At 58.2% G+C, this 16,379-nt stretch carries 18 protein-coding genes and 2 riboswitches; of the genes, 6 read left to right on the top strand and 12 right to left on the bottom strand.

The genetic code is table 11. The annotated features are described in order from the left end of the window. Positions 1-6 precede the first annotated feature (6 nt). From MED193_RS13920 to MED193_RS13940, 5 genes are all read right to left on the bottom strand, one after another. Positions 7-870, bottom strand: a complete 864-nt coding sequence (locus MED193_RS13920; protein ID WP_009810377.1) for a polyprenyl synthetase family protein — start codon at positions 868-870, stop codon at positions 7-9. A 4-nt stretch (positions 871-874) separates the two neighbouring features. Continuing rightward, complete coding sequence (locus tag MED193_RS13925; RefSeq protein ID WP_009810378.1) at positions 875-1,120, bottom strand: exodeoxyribonuclease VII small subunit; 246 nt, start codon at positions 1,118-1,120, stop codon at positions 875-877. Beyond that, positions 1,117-2,046: a histone deacetylase family protein gene (locus tag MED193_RS13930; RefSeq protein WP_009810379.1), complete on the bottom strand. Its 930-nt coding sequence runs from the start codon at positions 2,044-2,046 to the stop codon at positions 1,117-1,119. The genes MED193_RS13925 and MED193_RS13930 overlap by 4 nt, the downstream gene beginning before the upstream one ends. 124 nt (positions 2,047-2,170) lie before the next feature. Beyond that, entirely contained in the window at positions 2,171-2,872 is a 702-nt protein-coding gene (locus MED193_RS13935) for a response regulator (protein ID WP_009810380.1), read from the bottom strand. Then, on the bottom strand, positions 2,869-3,393 hold the full coding sequence (locus MED193_RS13940) for a MarR family winged helix-turn-helix transcriptional regulator (RefSeq protein WP_039966198.1): 525 nt from the start codon (positions 3,391-3,393) through the stop codon (positions 2,869-2,871). The genes MED193_RS13935 and MED193_RS13940 overlap by 4 nt, the downstream gene beginning before the upstream one ends. 172 nt (positions 3,394-3,565) lie before the next feature. Here MED193_RS13940 and MED193_RS13945 point away from each other — a divergent pair, with 172 nt between their 5' ends. Continuing rightward, complete coding sequence (locus tag MED193_RS13945; protein WP_009810382.1) at positions 3,566-4,432, top strand: branched-chain amino acid aminotransferase; 867 nt, start codon at positions 3,566-3,568, stop codon at positions 4,430-4,432. Between the two features lie 158 nt (positions 4,433-4,590). On the opposite strand, the gene MED193_RS13950 is transcribed toward MED193_RS13945, so the two are convergent. After that, positions 4,591-5,019, bottom strand: coding sequence for an organic hydroperoxide resistance protein (locus MED193_RS13950; RefSeq protein WP_009810383.1), 429 nt, complete (start codon positions 5,017-5,019; stop codon positions 4,591-4,593). Between the two features lie 34 nt (positions 5,020-5,053). Between MED193_RS13950 and MED193_RS13955 the strand changes: the two genes are divergently transcribed. Continuing rightward, the gene (locus MED193_RS13955; protein ID WP_368072270.1) at positions 5,054-5,569 is read left to right on the top strand and encodes a MarR family winged helix-turn-helix transcriptional regulator; all 516 of its coding nucleotides are present in this window, start codon (positions 5,054-5,056) and stop codon (positions 5,567-5,569) included. Positions 5,570-5,593: 24 nt separating this feature from the next. On the opposite strand, the gene MED193_RS13960 is transcribed toward MED193_RS13955, so the two are convergent. Together MED193_RS13960 and MED193_RS13965 are read right to left on the bottom strand one after the other, a co-directional pair. After that, positions 5,594-6,535 (bottom strand): DMT family transporter, encoded by a 942-nt coding sequence (locus tag MED193_RS13960; protein ID WP_039966895.1) that lies wholly within the window; start codon positions 6,533-6,535, stop codon positions 5,594-5,596. Positions 6,536-6,780: 245 nt separating this feature from the next. Further along, complete coding sequence (locus MED193_RS13965) at positions 6,781-7,563, bottom strand: methyltransferase domain-containing protein (RefSeq protein WP_157041357.1); 783 nt, start codon at positions 7,561-7,563, stop codon at positions 6,781-6,783. 211 nt (positions 7,564-7,774) lie between these two features. Here MED193_RS13965 and MED193_RS13970 point away from each other — a divergent pair, with 211 nt between their 5' ends. Then, entirely contained in the window at positions 7,775-9,277 is a 1,503-nt protein-coding gene (locus MED193_RS13970) for a malonyl-CoA synthase (RefSeq protein WP_009810387.1), read from the top strand. A gap of 30 nt (positions 9,278-9,307) precedes the next feature. On the opposite strand, the gene MED193_RS13975 is transcribed toward MED193_RS13970, so the two are convergent. From MED193_RS13975 to aroC, 3 genes are read right to left on the bottom strand one after another with little or no spacing between them, the layout of a single operon-like run. Beyond that, positions 9,308-10,252: an AEC family transporter gene (locus MED193_RS13975; RefSeq protein WP_009810388.1), complete on the bottom strand. Its 945-nt coding sequence runs from the start codon at positions 10,250-10,252 to the stop codon at positions 9,308-9,310. Next, the gene (locus MED193_RS13980) at positions 10,249-10,935 is read right to left on the bottom strand and encodes an HD domain-containing protein (RefSeq protein ID WP_009810389.1); all 687 of its coding nucleotides are present in this window, start codon (positions 10,933-10,935) and stop codon (positions 10,249-10,251) included. The genes MED193_RS13975 and MED193_RS13980 overlap by 4 nt, the downstream gene beginning before the upstream one ends. Next, the gene (aroC, locus tag MED193_RS13985; protein WP_009810390.1) at positions 10,932-12,038 is read right to left on the bottom strand and encodes a chorismate synthase; all 1,107 of its coding nucleotides are present in this window, start codon (positions 12,036-12,038) and stop codon (positions 10,932-10,934) included. The genes MED193_RS13980 and aroC overlap by 4 nt, the downstream gene beginning before the upstream one ends. A gap of 219 nt (positions 12,039-12,257) precedes the next feature. Further along, positions 12,258-12,354: riboswitch (TPP riboswitch) on the top strand. A gap of 32 nt (positions 12,355-12,386) precedes the next feature. Here aroC and thiB point away from each other — a divergent pair. From thiB to MED193_RS14005, 3 genes are read left to right on the top strand one after another with little or no spacing between them, the layout of a single operon-like run. Beyond that, positions 12,387-13,367, top strand: coding sequence for a thiamine ABC transporter substrate binding subunit (thiB, locus tag MED193_RS13995; protein WP_009810392.1), 981 nt, complete (start codon positions 12,387-12,389; stop codon positions 13,365-13,367). Beyond that, positions 13,343-14,899 carry a thiamine/thiamine pyrophosphate ABC transporter permease ThiP gene (locus MED193_RS14000; protein ID WP_039966199.1) on the top strand — a complete coding sequence of 519 codons (1,557 nt, stop codon included), beginning with the start codon at positions 13,343-13,345 and terminating at the stop codon, positions 14,897-14,899. The genes thiB and MED193_RS14000 overlap by 25 nt, the downstream gene beginning before the upstream one ends. Next, positions 14,886-15,578 (top strand): ATP-binding cassette domain-containing protein, encoded by a 693-nt coding sequence (locus MED193_RS14005; RefSeq protein ID WP_039966896.1) that lies wholly within the window; start codon positions 14,886-14,888, stop codon positions 15,576-15,578. Before MED193_RS14000 ends, MED193_RS14005 begins: the two co-directional genes overlap by 14 nt. Positions 15,579-15,613: 35 nt before the next feature. On the opposite strand, the gene MED193_RS14010 is transcribed toward MED193_RS14005, so the two are convergent. Next, positions 15,614-16,054: a 6,7-dimethyl-8-ribityllumazine synthase gene (locus MED193_RS14010; RefSeq protein WP_009810395.1), complete on the bottom strand. Its 441-nt coding sequence runs from the start codon at positions 16,052-16,054 to the stop codon at positions 15,614-15,616. Between the two features lie 86 nt (positions 16,055-16,140). After that, positions 16,141-16,345: riboswitch (FMN riboswitch) on the bottom strand. Positions 16,346-16,379 lie beyond the last annotated feature (34 nt).

Below are 16,379 nucleotides of genomic sequence, written 5' to 3' on the forward strand. Positions count from 1 at the left end.
CCGGTGTCAGCTGTCTCGCGCAATAACGAAGTGGGCGGCCTGCTTCAAGGTTTCTCCCGCTTCCCCGTAGGGCGCGAGCGCGGCGCAGGCCTCGTCTATCAGATCCCGCGCGCGCTGTTTTGCGGGCTCCAACCCCAAGAGCGAGACAAAGGTCGCCTTGCCGGCATCGGCATCTTTGCGCAGGGCTTTGCCGACCTTTTCTGCGTCTCCTTCGATATCCAAGATGTCGTCGGCGATCTGAAAAGCAAGGCCAAGGGCAGTTGCATATTGCCACAGGGCACGGGAATCGTCACCGGCAATCACGGGCCCAACTGTGGCTGACCAGTTGATCAGGCAGCCGGTTTTCCGGTCCTGGAGGCGGGTGATCTGCTCCAATGTCAGCGGGGTACTGGCGGTTTCGGCATCAATATCCAGCATTTGTCCCTGCACCATGCCAGAACGCCCTGCGGCGCGGGCCAACAGCCGGATAAGTTCAAGCGCATTGGGGCCGAATTTGCTATCTGCCAAGAGGTCAAAGGCCAGGGTTTGCAGCGCGTCGCCCGTCAAAACGGCGGTGGCCTCGTCCCATTTTTTATGGATAGTCGGCAGGCCGCGACGCAGATCATCGTCATCCATGCAGGGCAGATCATCATGAACCAGAGAATAGGCGTGGATGCACTCAATGGCGACGGCTGCATCCAGGGCGGCCTCGGCATCAACACCGTGCAGGCGGGCGCTTTCCAGCACCAGAAAACCGCGCAGCATTTTGCCACCCAAAACGGCATGCAACATTGGTTTTCCCAGGGTCGCTCCAACCGGAATGATGGTGTTCAAGCGGGCAGAGATCTCTTGCTGCGCCTGTTGCAGCGCAACGGTGAACTGGACGGCCATGCTATTAGCCCGCGTCCAGAGCCTGGGTCGCAACCGGCGTGCCGTTGGCATCCAACGTCAAAGAGGCCACCTTTTCTTCGGCGCGCTTCAATTCATCCTCACAGCGTTTTTTCAGCTGGGCACCGCGCTCATAGAGCGCAATCGAGGCATCCAATGCCACGTCGCCACGTTCTAATTGGCCGACAACGGTTTCCAACTCACGCATGGCCTGTTCAAAGCTCATCTCGTTCACGGGTGTTTCGGTGGTCATCTCGTCGCTGCCTTTATCAATTCTTTCACATGCGCACGGGTGGCCTGCGCCAGGGCTTTCAGATCATATCCGCCTTCCAAAGTCGAGACGATACGACCCTGGCACAGTTCCTCTGCCAGAACGCACAGCTCAGCCGTGAGCCAGGCAAAATCCTCTGTGCTCCAGTTCAGGCTGGCGAGAGGGTCATCGCGATGGGCGTCAAAGCCCGCTGAGATGATGATCAGCTCTGGCTTAAAGGCCCGCAGGCGCGGAAAAGCCTGCCCTTCATAGGCTGCGCGCATTTCGGTGCCGCCCGATTCGGGGGGCAGCGGCATGTTGACGATCTGGCCATGGGCGCCATCCTCATCCGGGCGGCCTGAACCGGGCCAGAGAGGCATCTGCTGGCTGGAGATAAACAGGGCACGGGGCTCGTCCCACAAAAGATCTTGGGTGCCATTGCCGTGATGCACATCAAAATCCACCACCGCGACGCGCTTCAGCCCGTGATGGTCGAGGGCGTGTTTGGCGGCCAGGGCGGCATTGCCAAAGAAACAAAACCCCATTGCAGTTTCCGTTTCGGCATGGTGGCCGGGCGGGCGAATGGCAGCAAAGGCATTCTGCGCCTGCCCCCCCAGCACCATATCGACGGCGCGCACCGCGGCACCCGCCCCACGAAACGCTGCATCCAGCGTGCCGGGCGACATGAAGGTATCGCCATCGACCTGTGTATAGCCTTCGCTGGGGTGGGCCGATCGCAGGGTACGCAGGTGATCCACGGGATGAATGCGCAGGACATCGTCCTCTGCCGCCATCGGCGCGGGAACCCGCTTCAGATCCAGAGGCTCCAACGCATGCAGGATATGTTCCAGTCGCGCCACCTGTTCAGGATGACCCTCAGGAGTCACGTGGTGCAGGCAGTCAGCATGGGTGATCAGGGCGGTGGTCATTCGGCGCGTCCCAAAATTGAAATAACCCGGGTATATTCAACCTGCCACACCTAAGGATCAAGGGCCATGGGTCACAAGATGGCGCCGAGAGGTCTCACCTATCTGAGCTGCTCAGCCGACAGGATCAGTCAGGTGCCAGCATATATCCCGCTCCCCGCACGGTTTGCAGGTATTGTGGCTGTTTTGGGTTCGGTTCAATCTTGCGACGTAGCCGCGTGATCTGGACATCCACCGCACGCTCCTGCGCCTGGCCCCGATCCCGGCCCAAATCTTCTACCAGTTTTGTCCGGTTCACGGGTTCGCCAGGGCAGGCTGAAAAGATTTTCATCAGCTGGCTTTCGGTGCCGGTCAATCGCACCAGATCGCTGCCTTGCCACATTTCCCCCCGTTCGACATCATAGCGAATGTCGCCAAGATGCAGGACCTTGGGCGCACTGTCCTGCGCCGAGGTATCCGGCACCCGCCGCAGAATCGCATTGACCCTTAATAGCAGTTCTTTGGGTTCAAAAGGCTTGGGGAGGTAGTCATCTGCGCCTGCCTCAAAACCGGTGATGCGATCCTCTGTTTCGCCCTTTGCCGTGAGCAACAGGATCGGCGTGCTCATGGTTTCACGCAGGGATTTGGTTAGCGAGATTCCGTCTTCGCCAGGCATCATGACATCCATGATGATCAAATCAAAATCGAGCCCCGCCAAGACCCGGCGGGCATGGGCGGCATCGCGTGCCGCAGAGACGAGAAACCCGGCCCGCATCAGAAATTTCTTCAGCAAACCGCGGATGCGTTCATCGTCGTCCACGATGAGGAGATGTGAGTCAAAGGTGCTCATGATCCGGTCTCCCGCAGGTTAACATAGGCGCGGCGCATATCCGCATCCATCATCGCCTCCAGCACCTTTTTGAACCCCTGTACAGCCTCAGGCCCTGCATCTTTATAGGCGGCGCGCATGCGGGCGCGCTGCGCATCTGAGAGTTGAGCCTCCAGTTTTTTTCCTTCCTCTGTGAGGTGCAGATGGCGCTCACGTTTGTCCGTGACTCCCACCCGGCTTTCGACCAACCCATCGCTGATCAAGGTACGCAGAACTCGGTTTAGCGATTGTTTGGTGACGCCGAGAATGGTCAGCATATTGTTCACCGTGGTCCCAGGGGCGCGGTTGATAAAATGTATGGCGCGGTGGTGGGCGCGGCCGTAGGACATCAGGGCCAGAATGCGATCCGGATCCGCGGTAAAGCCGCGATAGGCAAAAAACATCGCCTCAATCCCTTGTCGTAGCTGTTCATCGGTCAAAAACAATAGGCTTTCGCCGCCAAAATGCCCCATTGGCCGTCCGTGTGAGCCACCCTCAGTCATGGTGCTCTCCCCTTTGATCGCCTCAAGTCCCTGACAGTCAGTTTATGTCAGCTATATTGACATTCCAAGGGTGAAGATGTATCGAATCGCAGCTTTGGCGCAACAATATGTCCGATCCGGCCATTTGCGGCGCAATTTGTGAAAATATTTTCTGCTTTGAGGAGGCTGTGGCATGGCTGGATATGATGATCGTGACGGCTTGATCTGGATGGATGGGGAGCTGGTAAACTGGCGGGACGCCAAGGTGCATGTCCTCACGCATGCAATGCACTATGCCTCTTCTGTCTTTGAAGGCGAACGCGCCTACAACGGCAAGATTTTCAAAAGTCGTGAACATTCTGAACGCCTGATCGCCAGCGCCGAGGCGCTGGATATGCCAATGCCTTACTCAGTGGATGAGATCGAAGCGGCAAAAGAGCAGACCCTAAAGGCCTCAGGTTTGCAGGACGCCTATGTGCGCGCGTTAGTCTGGCGCGGCTCTGGTGAAGATATGGGGGTTGCTTCTGCCCAAAATCCAGTTCGCATGGCGATCGCGGTTTGGGGCTGGGGTGCCTATTATGGCGATGCCAAAATGGAAGGCGCCAAATTGGATATCGCTGAATACAAACGGCCCAGCCCGGAAACTATCCCGGTTCATGCCAAAGCGGCAGGTCTCTATATGATCTGCACCATTTCCAAACATAAAGCCGAGGCTAAGGGGTGCTCAGACGCCTTGTTCATGGACTATCGCGGCTATGTGGCGGAGGCGACGGGGGCCAATATTTTCTTTGTAAAAGACGGCGAAGTGCACACCCCGTTGGCAGATTGCTTCCTCAACGGGATCACCCGTCAAACAGTCATTTCTATGCTTAAGGAAAAGGGTATCGTAGTGCACGAGCGCCGCATCCTACCAGAGGAAATGGAAGGGTTTGAGCAATGCTGGTTGACGGGCACTGCTGCCGAGGTCACGCCAGTTGGTGCAATTGGCCCCTATAAATTTGAAGTCGGAGATATGACACGCGACATTGCCGCCGCCTACGAGGCCTTGGTGCGTAGTTAATCCCATCTACTGTTCCCAAAATGGAAAAGCGCGGAAGGTAACTTCCGCGCTTTTTCTGTATGAGCACCTGTCGGTGCGGTTGTCGCCTGTGGCGCCTTCATTTGGCTAAAATAGCCCAGGGCGCGAGGCAGGGCCTCGCAACGGGTAGTTCTGCAAAGTCACAGCAGCTCTGTCGTAACTTCGACATTGCCATGTACCGCATTGGAATAGGGGCAGATCTTGTGACCCGCTTCAATGACGCGTTCCGCCTCTGCGGTGTCTACCCCAGGGAGTTTAACCGACAGGGTGACACTCAGGCCAAAACCACCTTCAGCATTAGGGCCAATTCCTACATTTGCAGTAACTGAGACCTCAGCCGGTACTTTGGCCAGGCTGGCATCCTGCGTGGTGGCAAATTGCATGGCCCCAATAAAACAGGCGGAGTAACCGGCGGCAAATAGCTGTTCTGGATTGCTGCCTTTTCCGTTTCCGCCCAGAGCCGGTGGCGCGGCGAGCACCAGATCAAGACCGGATTCCGCAACTTTGGCGCGGCCATTGCGGCCTCCGGTAGCGGTGCCTTGCGCGGTATATATTGGAGAAATAGTCATAGTGGGCTCCCTTTTAATCGGATAGGAAATAATCGTGCACGACTTAAATAGCGAAGCCACATCGAACTGGCAAGGGCTTGAGGTTTGGTCGTGTGCGATTTATCTTGTGCCTATGTTGAACCGGCCTCTTTCCCTTGATGATCTGCTGTGCTTTGCGCTTTATGCGGCCAATAATGCCATGGGGCGCCTCTACCGGCCGCTATTGTCACAACATGGGCTGACTTACCCCCAATATTTGGTGCTTGTTGCGCTTTGGCAGTGTGACGGTCAAAAAGTGAGTGACCTTGGCGGTGCTCTCAATCTGGAATCCAATACGCTTACCCCTCTTTTGAAACGTATGGAAAAATCAGATCTCATCCAGCGTCGCCGTAATCCGGAGGATGAACGCAGTGTCATCGTCTCTCTGGCCGCCAAGGGGCTTGCCCTACAAAAGGAGGCAGCGCCAATTTCGCGTTGTATCTTGGATGCAGCGGGTGATGATATTGCAGAACTTATTGAATTACGTGATAAAATTCAGAATCTGACGGAGCGGTTGAACGCCAAGGGCTAGGCCTGGTCACGGGCGTGGGCTGGCCTAACCGCCTTTGGGATCGGTCAGGGATTTTGCCTTTCCCCGTACCAATCCTAGGCGGCTTTCACGCCAGATCACCAGAATATTCCCTGCAATCACCAGGCAGGCTCCGGCCAACATGACAATCGTTGGCAGCTCGGCAAACCAGATATAACCAATCGCGATTGCAAAGAGCATCGACACATAGTCGTAGGGTGCCAACATTGAGGCCGGGGCAAAACGGTAGGAGGAGGTGACGAGAATTTGCGCGACTCCACCCACCAGTCCGGCGCCAATCAGCAAGAGCAAGGTCGGCATATCAGGGATGACCCAGCCAAAGGGCAGCGTCAGCAATGAGAGGAGTGAAGCGGTAACAGAAAAGTAGAACACAATAGCGGCGGTGTGCTCTGTCATCACCATGCGACGGATATGGATCTGTACAAACCCACGTGCCACGGTGGCCCCTAGGATCAGCAGGACACCGACAAAGGCAGTGCTGGACATATCTATCCCGCCGGACAGCCGTGGGTAGATCATGATCAAAACCCCAAGTAGCCCCACGGTAACGGCACTGATGCGGACCAAACGAATGCGCTCTCCAAGAAACACTGCGGCCAGGATCAGGGTAAAAATGGGCGTGGCATAGCCAATCGCCGTTACCTCGGGCAGAGGCAACATACCGAGCCCCATGAAGGTCATGGCCATCGCAGAGGTGCCAACCAACCCACGCAGGATATGGCCCATGGGGCGCTGTGTCTTCAGACCGTTTTTAAGGTCTCCCCGCATCGATAGCCAAACCACAATGACGGGAATAGCGAAGAACGAGCGAAAGAAAACCGCTTCGCCCGCTGGCACCACATCAGACACTGCCTTGATCAGAGCAGAAAGCCCTGTAAACAGACCTATAGCTGCAACCTTTAGCAGGATGGCGAGCATAGGTCGATGCGATGTTAAGGGGTTCGTCATGGCGAGCAACCTGCGCCTGTGAGCGGCAAAGATCAAGGACATCTCTGCAAATCGTGTTGGCCCGCTTTGCGGACCTTGCTGCCGTTCGCCCTCTGTCGACGAGGGTCCGCTTTGCGGACAAAGCGGACGTATCTCAACGAAAACCCCATGGCCGCAATTCAGAAAGTAGGCCCGGAAGGCTTTTGTGACATCGTAGTGCAAAACCATAGATGCTGGCGAAACGTAGCATTCAGGATGCGAACGCTCTATCGCGATTTTGTTCCGAGCGCTGCCATCAGACAAATGCTGAAATAATAATTTCTCTCAGACGCTTTGATTTCTAGATCCCTTAGCCAGTTTCGAAGATCGCCGATCGGTAATTCCCCGGTCTTCATAGCAATATCTGTCGCCCACTTACTATAATTGTACCCGTAAGCCCTCGGGCTATACTCGTACTCTTCAATCAATATAGTCCCGCGTTTCTCGGGCCCACCGAAATACGATGCTGCCATCAACCCAGATAGTTTTCGCCCGATCTGACCATCCGAATTGTCCTGCCAATCTTGCGTGGTATCCGCGAACCCATGGACTAACTGACGTGTTAGTTCCACTTCGCTGCTATTGTACACCGCAGTATCAAAATCATGGTGAGATATCAGTAACTTACCGCCCGGCTTGAGGAGCCGGTAGCATTCGTTGATCAGCCCCATTCTGTCGGCAACGCACTCGATCACGTTTTGGCAAAGAATACGATCAAAAAAATTGTCTTCGAATGGCAATGGATGCGCAGCGATGTCAGCCGCTTTGCATTCAAGACTGCCGCGCTCAATGGCCTCGGGATATTGCTCTCGGATATCAGATAGTGCCCGTTCGCTTCTGTCCACAGCTGTGACCTTACCCGCACCGTCCAACTCCGCGAAGATCGCAGGCAAATAGCTTCCACTACCGGATCCCAAATCAAGCACACGCATTCCCGGCACTACATCCAGTGCCGAGGCCAATTGAGTAATATGATCGTTGGTCAGGTAAGAGAACATGTCTTTTTCCACATAAAACGCTCTTTGACAGGGGTGATGGATCTGAATCTATCCCACAGTTGCGAAGAAAGAACCCTAGAAAATGGCGTGTCCAGGCACGCAACTGATATCCTTGTATTATTCCAACTGCAGACACACGATTAGCAGACCCGGCCAATATCAATGGCTTGATTTCCCGCCTCGCTCTGGCGCAGATAGCGGCATTTCACGAAGGATGCTGCCAATGTATGACGCCAACCACCTGATTTCCCGGCTGCGCGTGGCCTCTATCGCTCATGAGACGCGCAATTTCGCCACCTTCCCAGCGCGGGCCAGCATGACCTTTGGCGAGTTGTTCGCGGGAGCCGAGCGCAACGCGGCAGCACTCGTGGCGATGGGCGTCAAACCCGGCGACAGGGTGGCGGTACAGGTGGAAAAGACCATCGAGGCGATCCAGCTTTACCTTGGCACGGTGATGGCGGGCGGCGTCTTTCTGCCGCTCAACACCGCCTATACCACGCCCGAGGTGGCCTATTTTCTGGGTGATGCCCGCCCGCGCGTTCTGGTCTGCGATCCCGCCCGCGAAGATGACATTGCCGAGGTGGCAGGAGACGCCCGCGTGGTGACGCTGGATGGCAAGGGGCTTGGCAGCCTTTCCGATGCCGTCGTGGGGCGCGGCGGCTTTGATCCTGTGCCGCGCGGGCCGGATGATCTGGCGGCGATCCTATATACCTCGGGCACCACGGGGCGCTCCAAGGGCGCGATGCTGAGCCATGAGAACCTCGCCTCGAACTCCCTGATGCTGCGCGACTACTGGCAGTTCACCGACCAGGATGTGCTGATCCACGCGCTGCCGATCTTTCACACCCATGGTCTGTTTGTGGCCACCAATGTGGCGCTGCTGGCCGGGGCGCGGCTGGTGTTCCTGAAAGGCTTCAACGCCGATGAGATCCTTGACGCGATGCCACGCGCGACGGCTATGATGGGGGTGCCAACCTTCTACACCCGTCTTCTTGCGGATGAGCGGCTGACGCGGGAGCGGGCTGCGAACATGCGCCTGTTCATCTCTGGTTCGGCGCCCTTGCTGGTGGACACGCATGAGGACTGGGAGGCGCGCACCGGCCATCGCATCCTGGAACGTTACGGGATGACCGAGACCAATATGAGCACCTCGAACCCCTATGACGGAGAGCGTCGCGCGGGCACCGTCGGCTTCCCCTTGCCCGGCGTCGAAGCGCGGATCATGGCGGATGGGAAAGAGGTACCGCAGGGCGAGATCGGTGTCTTGCATGTGCGCGGAGCGAATGTCTTTCAAGGCTACTGGCAGATGCCGGAAAAGACTGCCGAAGAATTGCTGCCGGATGGCTGGTTCATCACCGGCGACATGGCCCGGATGGATGAGGATGGCTATATCACCATCGTCGGGCGGGCCAAGGATCTGGTGATTACCGGCGGCTTCAACGTCTACCCCAAGGAGATCGAGAGCCTGATTGACGATCTGCCTGGGGTGCTGGAAAGCGCGGTGATTGGCGTGCCGCATCCCGACTTTGGCGAGGCGGTCGTGGCCGTGGTCGTGCCTGCGGGCGAAGGCACCAGTGCCGAAGCGGTGAAGGCGGCTCTGTCCGGGCAGCTGGCCAAGTTCAAGCAACCCAAAGAGGTAATCCTGCTGGATGCCCTGCCACGCAACACCATGGGCAAGGTGCAGAAAAAGGCGCTGCGTGAGGGCTACGCGCATTTGTTCGCCTAGTGGGGGGAAATCAGGCCCTGGGGTGATCCGTCAGGTTAGAAGCCACAACAATAAAGTCAGCGTCACAAAGCCGCCGCTGGTTCCGGTGAGCATGGCGAGGCTGGCAGCCCCCTCCAGCCCTTGGCGCTGGGCCAGGACGGTATAGATGCCAAACATGGGCATTGCTGCCGATAGGATAACCGCGCTGTGCAGCGCGGGCGGTAGTGTGATCAGCCCCAGCCCCAGAAGGATGGCAGCAACAAGAGCGACCAGAGATGGGTGCAGCATCAGTTTTGACACACTGATCTGCGCGGCCAGCGAGCGGTTGCCATGCAGCGGCATCCCTACAAGCGACCCGCCAATGACAATCAGGGCAACAGCCCCAGCAGAAACCGCAAACATATCGATAGACCGCATAAGGGGGCCAGGCAGCGGTATGCTGAAGATCGACACCACCAGCCCCAGGGCGAGGCCAATAAGCATGGGCATTTTGGCTAGATCCAGCAAGATTCGTCCCAATCTCGGCAGTAGCGGTTGATCAACACCCTTGCCTGCGAGGTCCACCAGAATCAGGCAGACCGGGACCAATATCAGGTTCTCTACCAGCAGGTTCAGCGCCAGGATGATGCCGGCCTGATCGGGAAAGGCGAGAAGCATGATGGGGTAGCCGACAAAGGCATTGTTGGGACAGGTAGAGCCCATGACCCCCAGTGCGCGGCGCCTTGGGTCTGTTCCGCGCAGAGTAAACAGCAGATAGGACAGCGCCACCGTTGCCAGCCCGCCAAGGGCATAGACCAACACATAACCGGGTTGAAAAACCTGCACCGGGCTGCGCACTGCAACGGCAGAAAAGATCAAGGCGGGGAGGGCGATGTTCAGCACATAGCGCCCCAAAACCCGCATGTCACCGGCGCTGAACCAGCCTTTCCAGACCACCAGATAGCCCAGCGCCAGGGCCACATAGATGGGAAAGGTGATGGCCAGGATCTGGATCATTGCAGCAGCTCGGCCCAGTGATCGGGCAGCTCGGTGTCCATTTCCTTGGCCAACTGCCGCAGATAGGCCAGCATCAGCCGCGCGCGTTTGCGGGCGATCTTGCGGCCCTTATCCGTGGCCATGTCGCCGGGCAATTTGAGCAGTTTGAGATGCCAGTGGTCAATCGACCAGGTCTGATCATCCAAGGGCCGGTTAGCCGCAAAAGGATCATCTGCATCACACAGAGGACGATCAATGGTGCCCGCAACCATAAAGGTGCGCGCTATGCCCACAGCCCCCAGCGCATCCAACCGGTCGGCATCGCGCAGGATCAGAGCCTCTAGGCTATTGGCGGGCAAACCGGCAGAGAAACTATGGGCCTCGATCACGTGCTGGGCAGCGGCGATTTCAATCGCCGAGTAGCCCAAACCCTCCAGGATAGGCTCTGATTTCTCCGCCGAGAGCTTAGAGGCGGTTTCGCGCTCAGGGTGGTCTTTGGGCAGGTTGACCAGATCGTGCAGATAGGCGCCCGCGATCAGCACCCGCAGATCGGCGCGACCTGGGTCGTCTTTGTTTTCATCCAGGGCGATCCGATGGGCATTGGCCCAGACGCGGTCCAGATGCGCAATATCATGGGCCGGGTCCTGCGCCATTTGGACTTCGGCAATACGGCGCAGTTTGACCTGGAGCTGCTTCAGGTTCATTCGCCGATACGGCCCTGGTTGCTGCCAACCTGGCCCCGGTGCAGCAGCAGGTGATCCAGGAGGACGCAGGCCATCATGGCCTCGGCTACCGGCACGGCGCGGATACCAACGCAAGGGTCATGGCGTCCCTTGGTGATCACCTCGGCAGCAGTGCCATCCTTGCGGATCGACTGGCGCGGAGTCAGGATCGAAGAGGTCGGCTTGACCGCAAAGCGCACCACAACATCCTGGCCGGTCGAGATCCCCCCGAGGATGCCGCCGGCATGGTTGGAGGAATAAACCGGCTGGCCATCATTGCCCATGAAGATCTCATCAGCATTCTGAGATCCCTTGAGGCGGGCGGCATTCATGCCTTCGCCGATTTCCACGGCCTTCACGGCATTGATGGACATCATCGCCGCCGCCAGATCGGTGTCGAGCTTGTTGTAGACCGGCGCGCCAATTCCGGCCGGGACGCCGCGTGCGACCACTTCTACTACGGCGCCAACGGAATCATGCGCTTTGCGCAACCCCTGCAGGTAATCCTCCCAGTCCTGCACGGCACCAGCATCAGGGATCCAGAAATCATTTTGTCCGATCGCCTCCCAGTCAAAGCGGGAGCGGTCGATCTCCATTTCGCCCATTTGGGTCATGTAGCCGGTGATCTCCAGCCCCGGCACCAGCGCTTTAACGGCTTCACGTGCAACACCACCGGCAGCGACACGGGCCGCGGTTTCCCGGGCGGAGGAACGTCCACCACCGCGATAGTCGCGATTGCCGTATTTCTGGAAATAGGTGATGTCGGCATGGCCGGGGCGGAAGGTCTGGGCGATATCGCCGTAATCCTTGGAACGCTGATCCGTGTTTTCGATCATCAGCTGGATCGGTGTCCCAGTGCTTTTGCCCTCAAAAACCCCAGAGAGGATTTTAACGGCATCAGGTTCATTGCGTTGGGTGGTGTTCTTGTTCTGGCCAGGGCGGCGCCGATCAAGCCACTGTTGCAGCATTTCTGGTTCCAGCGGAACATTGGGTGGGCAGCCATCCACGGTTGCCCCCAGCGCCGGTCCGTGGCTTTCGCCCCAGGTGGTGACACGGAAAAGATGGCCAAAGCTGTTCATCGACATGGGCTGGGATCTCCTTTGCGAGACGTGCTTAGCGAGGCTCGGCCTGTGGCTCAAGAGGTATTGCAGTGTGATCTACCTAGCGCGCGAAGGGGAGGAGAGAGAAGAGGGCGGCGTTGCCCCCGCCGCTTTGGCGGCTCCCCCGGGATATTTTGGGCCAAATGAAACCGGCAGCTTTGGCGAGGGCTGGGCTTGCCTTTAAAGCGGTAGCGGCCTAGGAGATGAGATACCTCGGGGTGCCAGGACGACATTGGCTGAGAGTAAACCCGTTGAACCTGAACCGGCTAAAACCGGCGGAGGGAAGGTTTCGGAGTTCCTCCACCCTTGCCCGATGCCGCAAAGGAGGATGCCATGAAGTATTCTGTTTTTGCAGCAGCAATTTTGAGCGCATCGGCAGCCTATGCCGAAACGCCTGAGCTGACTGTTTACACCTATGACAGTTTTGTTTCCGATTGGGGCCCAGGCCCAGCGGTTGAGAAAGCATTTGAGGCTCAGTGTGGCTGTGATTTGAAGCTGATTGGGGCGGGCGATGGCGCCGCGCTGCTGGCCCGTGTCAAACTGGAAGGTGCGCGGTCGCAGGCGGATGTGGTGCTGGGTCTGGATACCAATCTGACGGCTGCCGCCGCTGCCACCGGGCTGTTCGCCGAACATGGCGTGCAGGCGGAGTACAGCCTGCCTGTGTCTTGGGAGGATGCGTATTTTGCCCCTTATGATTGGGGGTATTTTGCCTTTGTCCACAATGCCGATGCTGTGTCTGTGCCGACAGACTTCAAAGCGTTGGGCGCTAGTGATGTGAAGATTGTCATTCAGGATCCGCGCTCATCGACCCCCGGTTTGGGTCTGCTGATGTGGGTCAAGGCAGCCTACGGAGATGAGGCCCCGGCGATCTGGGCTGATCTGGCGGATAATGTGGTTACCGTGACCAAGGGCTGGTCTGAGGCCTATGGTCTGTTCCTGGAAGGAGAGGCCGATATGGTGCTCTCCTATACCACTTCGCCTGCCTATCACCTGATAGCAGAGGAAGATGGCTCGAAAGCAGCGGCCGCTTTTGCTGAGGGGCACTATCTGCAGGTTGAGGTTGCTGGCATTATGGCGGCGAGCGATCAGCCCGAGCTTGCGAAGGACTTCATGAATTTCATGGTCTCCGAAGAATTCCAATCAATCATTCCAACGACCAACTGGATGTATCCGGCTGTGACGCCTTCTGCTGGTCTGCCTGAAGGGTTTGAGACCCTGATTACTCCAGCCAAATCGCTGCTGTTGTCGGCGGATGAAGCAGCGGCCCTGCGTGATGGTGCCTTAGGCGAATGGCTCGACGCGCTCAGCCAATAAGCGCTTTTCCCGGAGCAGGCGCGGCCTTGATTGTGGCCGCGCTGATCCTCGGGACGCTCCTGGCGGTGGCCCTGCGGGCTGAGGCCGGGCGCGGCTTTGGCGCCAGTGATTGGGCGGCGTTGCGCTTTACCCTTACCCAGGCGACCCTGTCTGCCGTGTTGAGTGTTGGCCTGGCCATTGGGCTGTCACGGGCTTTGGCACGGCGTCGGTTCTGGGGGCGCTCGGCGCTGATCGCGCTATTGGGGGCGCCGTTTATCCTGCCAGTGATCGTTGCAATTCTTGGTTTGCTCACGGTCTTTGGCCGCGCAGGGTGGATTAGCCAGATACTGATGATTTTCGGGCTGGACCCCTTGCAGATTTATGGACTGCATGGCGTGGTTCTGGCCCATGTCTTCTTCAACCTGCCGCTGGCGACACGGTTGATTCTGCAAGGGTGGCAGGAGATTCCAGCAGAGCGCTTTCGCTTGGCAGCGCAGGTGAATGCAGGTCCGGGTGCCATCTGGCAATTGCTAGAGGCCCCGATGTTGCGACGGGTGGTACCTGGTGCCTTGGCGGTGGTCTTTGCCATTTGCCTGTCGAGCTTTGCCGTGGCGCTGACTCTCGGAGGGGGGCCGCGCGCTACCACACTTGAGTTGGCAATCTATCAGGCCTTTCGGTTTGATTTTGATCTAGGTCGGGCGGCGTTGTTGTCGGCGGTGCAGCTTGGGTTGACGGGGATAGCGGGCTTTGTGGCGCTGCGGGTTTCCGACAAGGATGGCGTCGGCGCTGGGCTGGACCGGGTGCTACGGCGTTGGGATGGAGAGACGCCCTTGGCGCGCTGCATTGATCTCGCCTGGATCGGCTTTGCTGCTCTGTTTCTGATCCTGCCCCTGTCTGCGGTGGTTGTGTCGGGACTGTCCGGGCTGGTCCTGCTTGGCGCTTCCGTTTGGGTGGCTGCTCTGACCTCGGTCTTGGTTGCAGGGTTGAGCACAGTGTTGTTGTTGAGTTTGGCTTTGCCGATGGCGGCTGCTGTGGCGATGGGGCGCAGCACATTGATTGAGGTCGCAGGCATCTTGGGGCTGGCTGCTTCGCCTCTCGTGATTGGCACTGGGCTGTTCATCGTGATCTACCCCGTTGCCGATCCTTTCGAACTGGCACTGCCGGTGACGGCCCTGGTGAATGCGGTGATGGCACTGCCCTTTGCCCTGCGCATTCTGGTGCCGCGCGCCCGTGAGGTGATGTTGCGCTACGGACGGTTGTCCCTTTCGCTCGACATGGCGGGTACGCCATTTCTGTGGCGCGTGTTTCTGCCGCGCATGCGGGCGCAGATTGGGTTTGCGGCGGGGCTGGCCGCGGCCCTGTCGATGGGAGATCTCGGCGTGATAACCCTGTTTGCCGATCCCGAGGTCGCGACTTTGCCGCTCCAGGTTTACCGCCTGATGGGGGCCTACCAGATGGAGGCGGCGGCGGGGGCGGCGCTGGTGTTGTTGATACTATCGATGGGCGCATTTTGGATCCTGGACCGTGGAGGTCGCTGGCATGCTGAAGCTTGAGAATTGCGAAATAGAAAACGGCGGCTTTAGGCTTCGGGCGGATCTGCAGATAACTGCCGGAGCCAAACTGGCCGTGATCGGTCCCTCCGGAGCGGGGAAATCCACGCTGATTGAGGCTATCGCCGGTTTCTTGCCGCTGCAGAGGGGGCGCATCCTTTGGCAGGGTGAAGATCTCAGCGAAATGCCACCTGGCCAGCGTCCCGTGGCGATGCTGTTTCAGGACGGTAATCTGTTTCCGCATCTCACCGTGACGCAGAATGCGGGCCTTGGTTTGCGGGCGAATCTGCGCCTGTCGCGCGAGGAGCAATCACAGATTCGACAGGCTTTAAGCAGGGTGGGTTTGGGCACCCTGGCGGCGCGTAAACCGGCGGAGCTGTCGGGAGGGCAACAAAGCCGGGTTGCTCTGGCGCGGGTACTTTTGCAGCGGCGAGACCTCCTGCTATTGGATGAGCCCTTTGCGGCGCTTGGGCCGGCGCTGAAGGATGAAATGTTGGATTTGGTGGCGGAAATCGCGGATGAGACCGGTGCGACTGTTCTGATGGTCAGCCATGATCCAAAAGATGCACGTCGTATCGCGGATCAGGTCGTATTGGTTGCCGAAGGTACGGCGCAGCCGCCGCAGCCCACAAGTGTCTTGTTGGATAACCCACCGCCAGCTCTGAGGGCCTATTTGGGCTAGGGCGGTGGGCGATCAACCCACCGCCATTTGCGTATTTATGCGACAGCAGCCAGTTTCTGACGCGACTTGGCGATCATCAGCGCAGCCTGAGCCGCTTCGCGGCCCTTGTCGACAAAATGGGCGCGGTAGATGGCATTGTGATGATCCGTCTCCTGATACTGGTGCGGGGTCAGCGAGACCGATAGCACAGGAACGCCGGTGTCCAGCCCAACGCGCATCAGACCATCGACGACGGATTGGGCGACAAAATCATGGCGGTAGATGCCGCCATCGACCACAAATGCAGCGCAGGCGACGGCGGTATAGGCACCTGTCTTGGCTAGGTCTTGTGCCATGAGTGGCATCTCAAACGCGCCGGGTACGTCAAAGACATCCACCTGTTCGGCTGGGATAAGCTGGGTGAAACCAAGCAAGGCCTGATCAACAATATCGGCATGCCATTGTGCCTTGATAAAGGCGTAGCGGGTGTGTGTCATGGTTATCTCCTATAGGTTTGACACGTCACCCAAGGCGATAACGAACGGCAAAACTGCATCCGGCCTGAGCCAAAAGCATCCCTGTCGCACGTTCTCTTCCATCCGGACTATGACCGTCGGCTCTGGAATCACACCAGATCTGCTGACACTTTTGCTGGTGTTCCACAATTCATCCAAAAACCGGTTCCCACTTTTTGGATCGTGGACACAGCAAAAGCCGCTCGCGGGCTTGCAAAGGGAGACCCCTCGCATACCGCCGGTGGGGAATTTCGCCCCGCCCTGAGAACAGCGCGACCCTGCCAAGAAGAGCTGAAATGTGCAAGAC

Origin of the sequence: Roseobacter sp. MED193, from assembly GCF_000152965.1 — a bacterium.
Classification (GTDB): Bacteria; Pseudomonadota; Alphaproteobacteria; order Rhodobacterales; family Rhodobacteraceae; genus Pseudophaeobacter.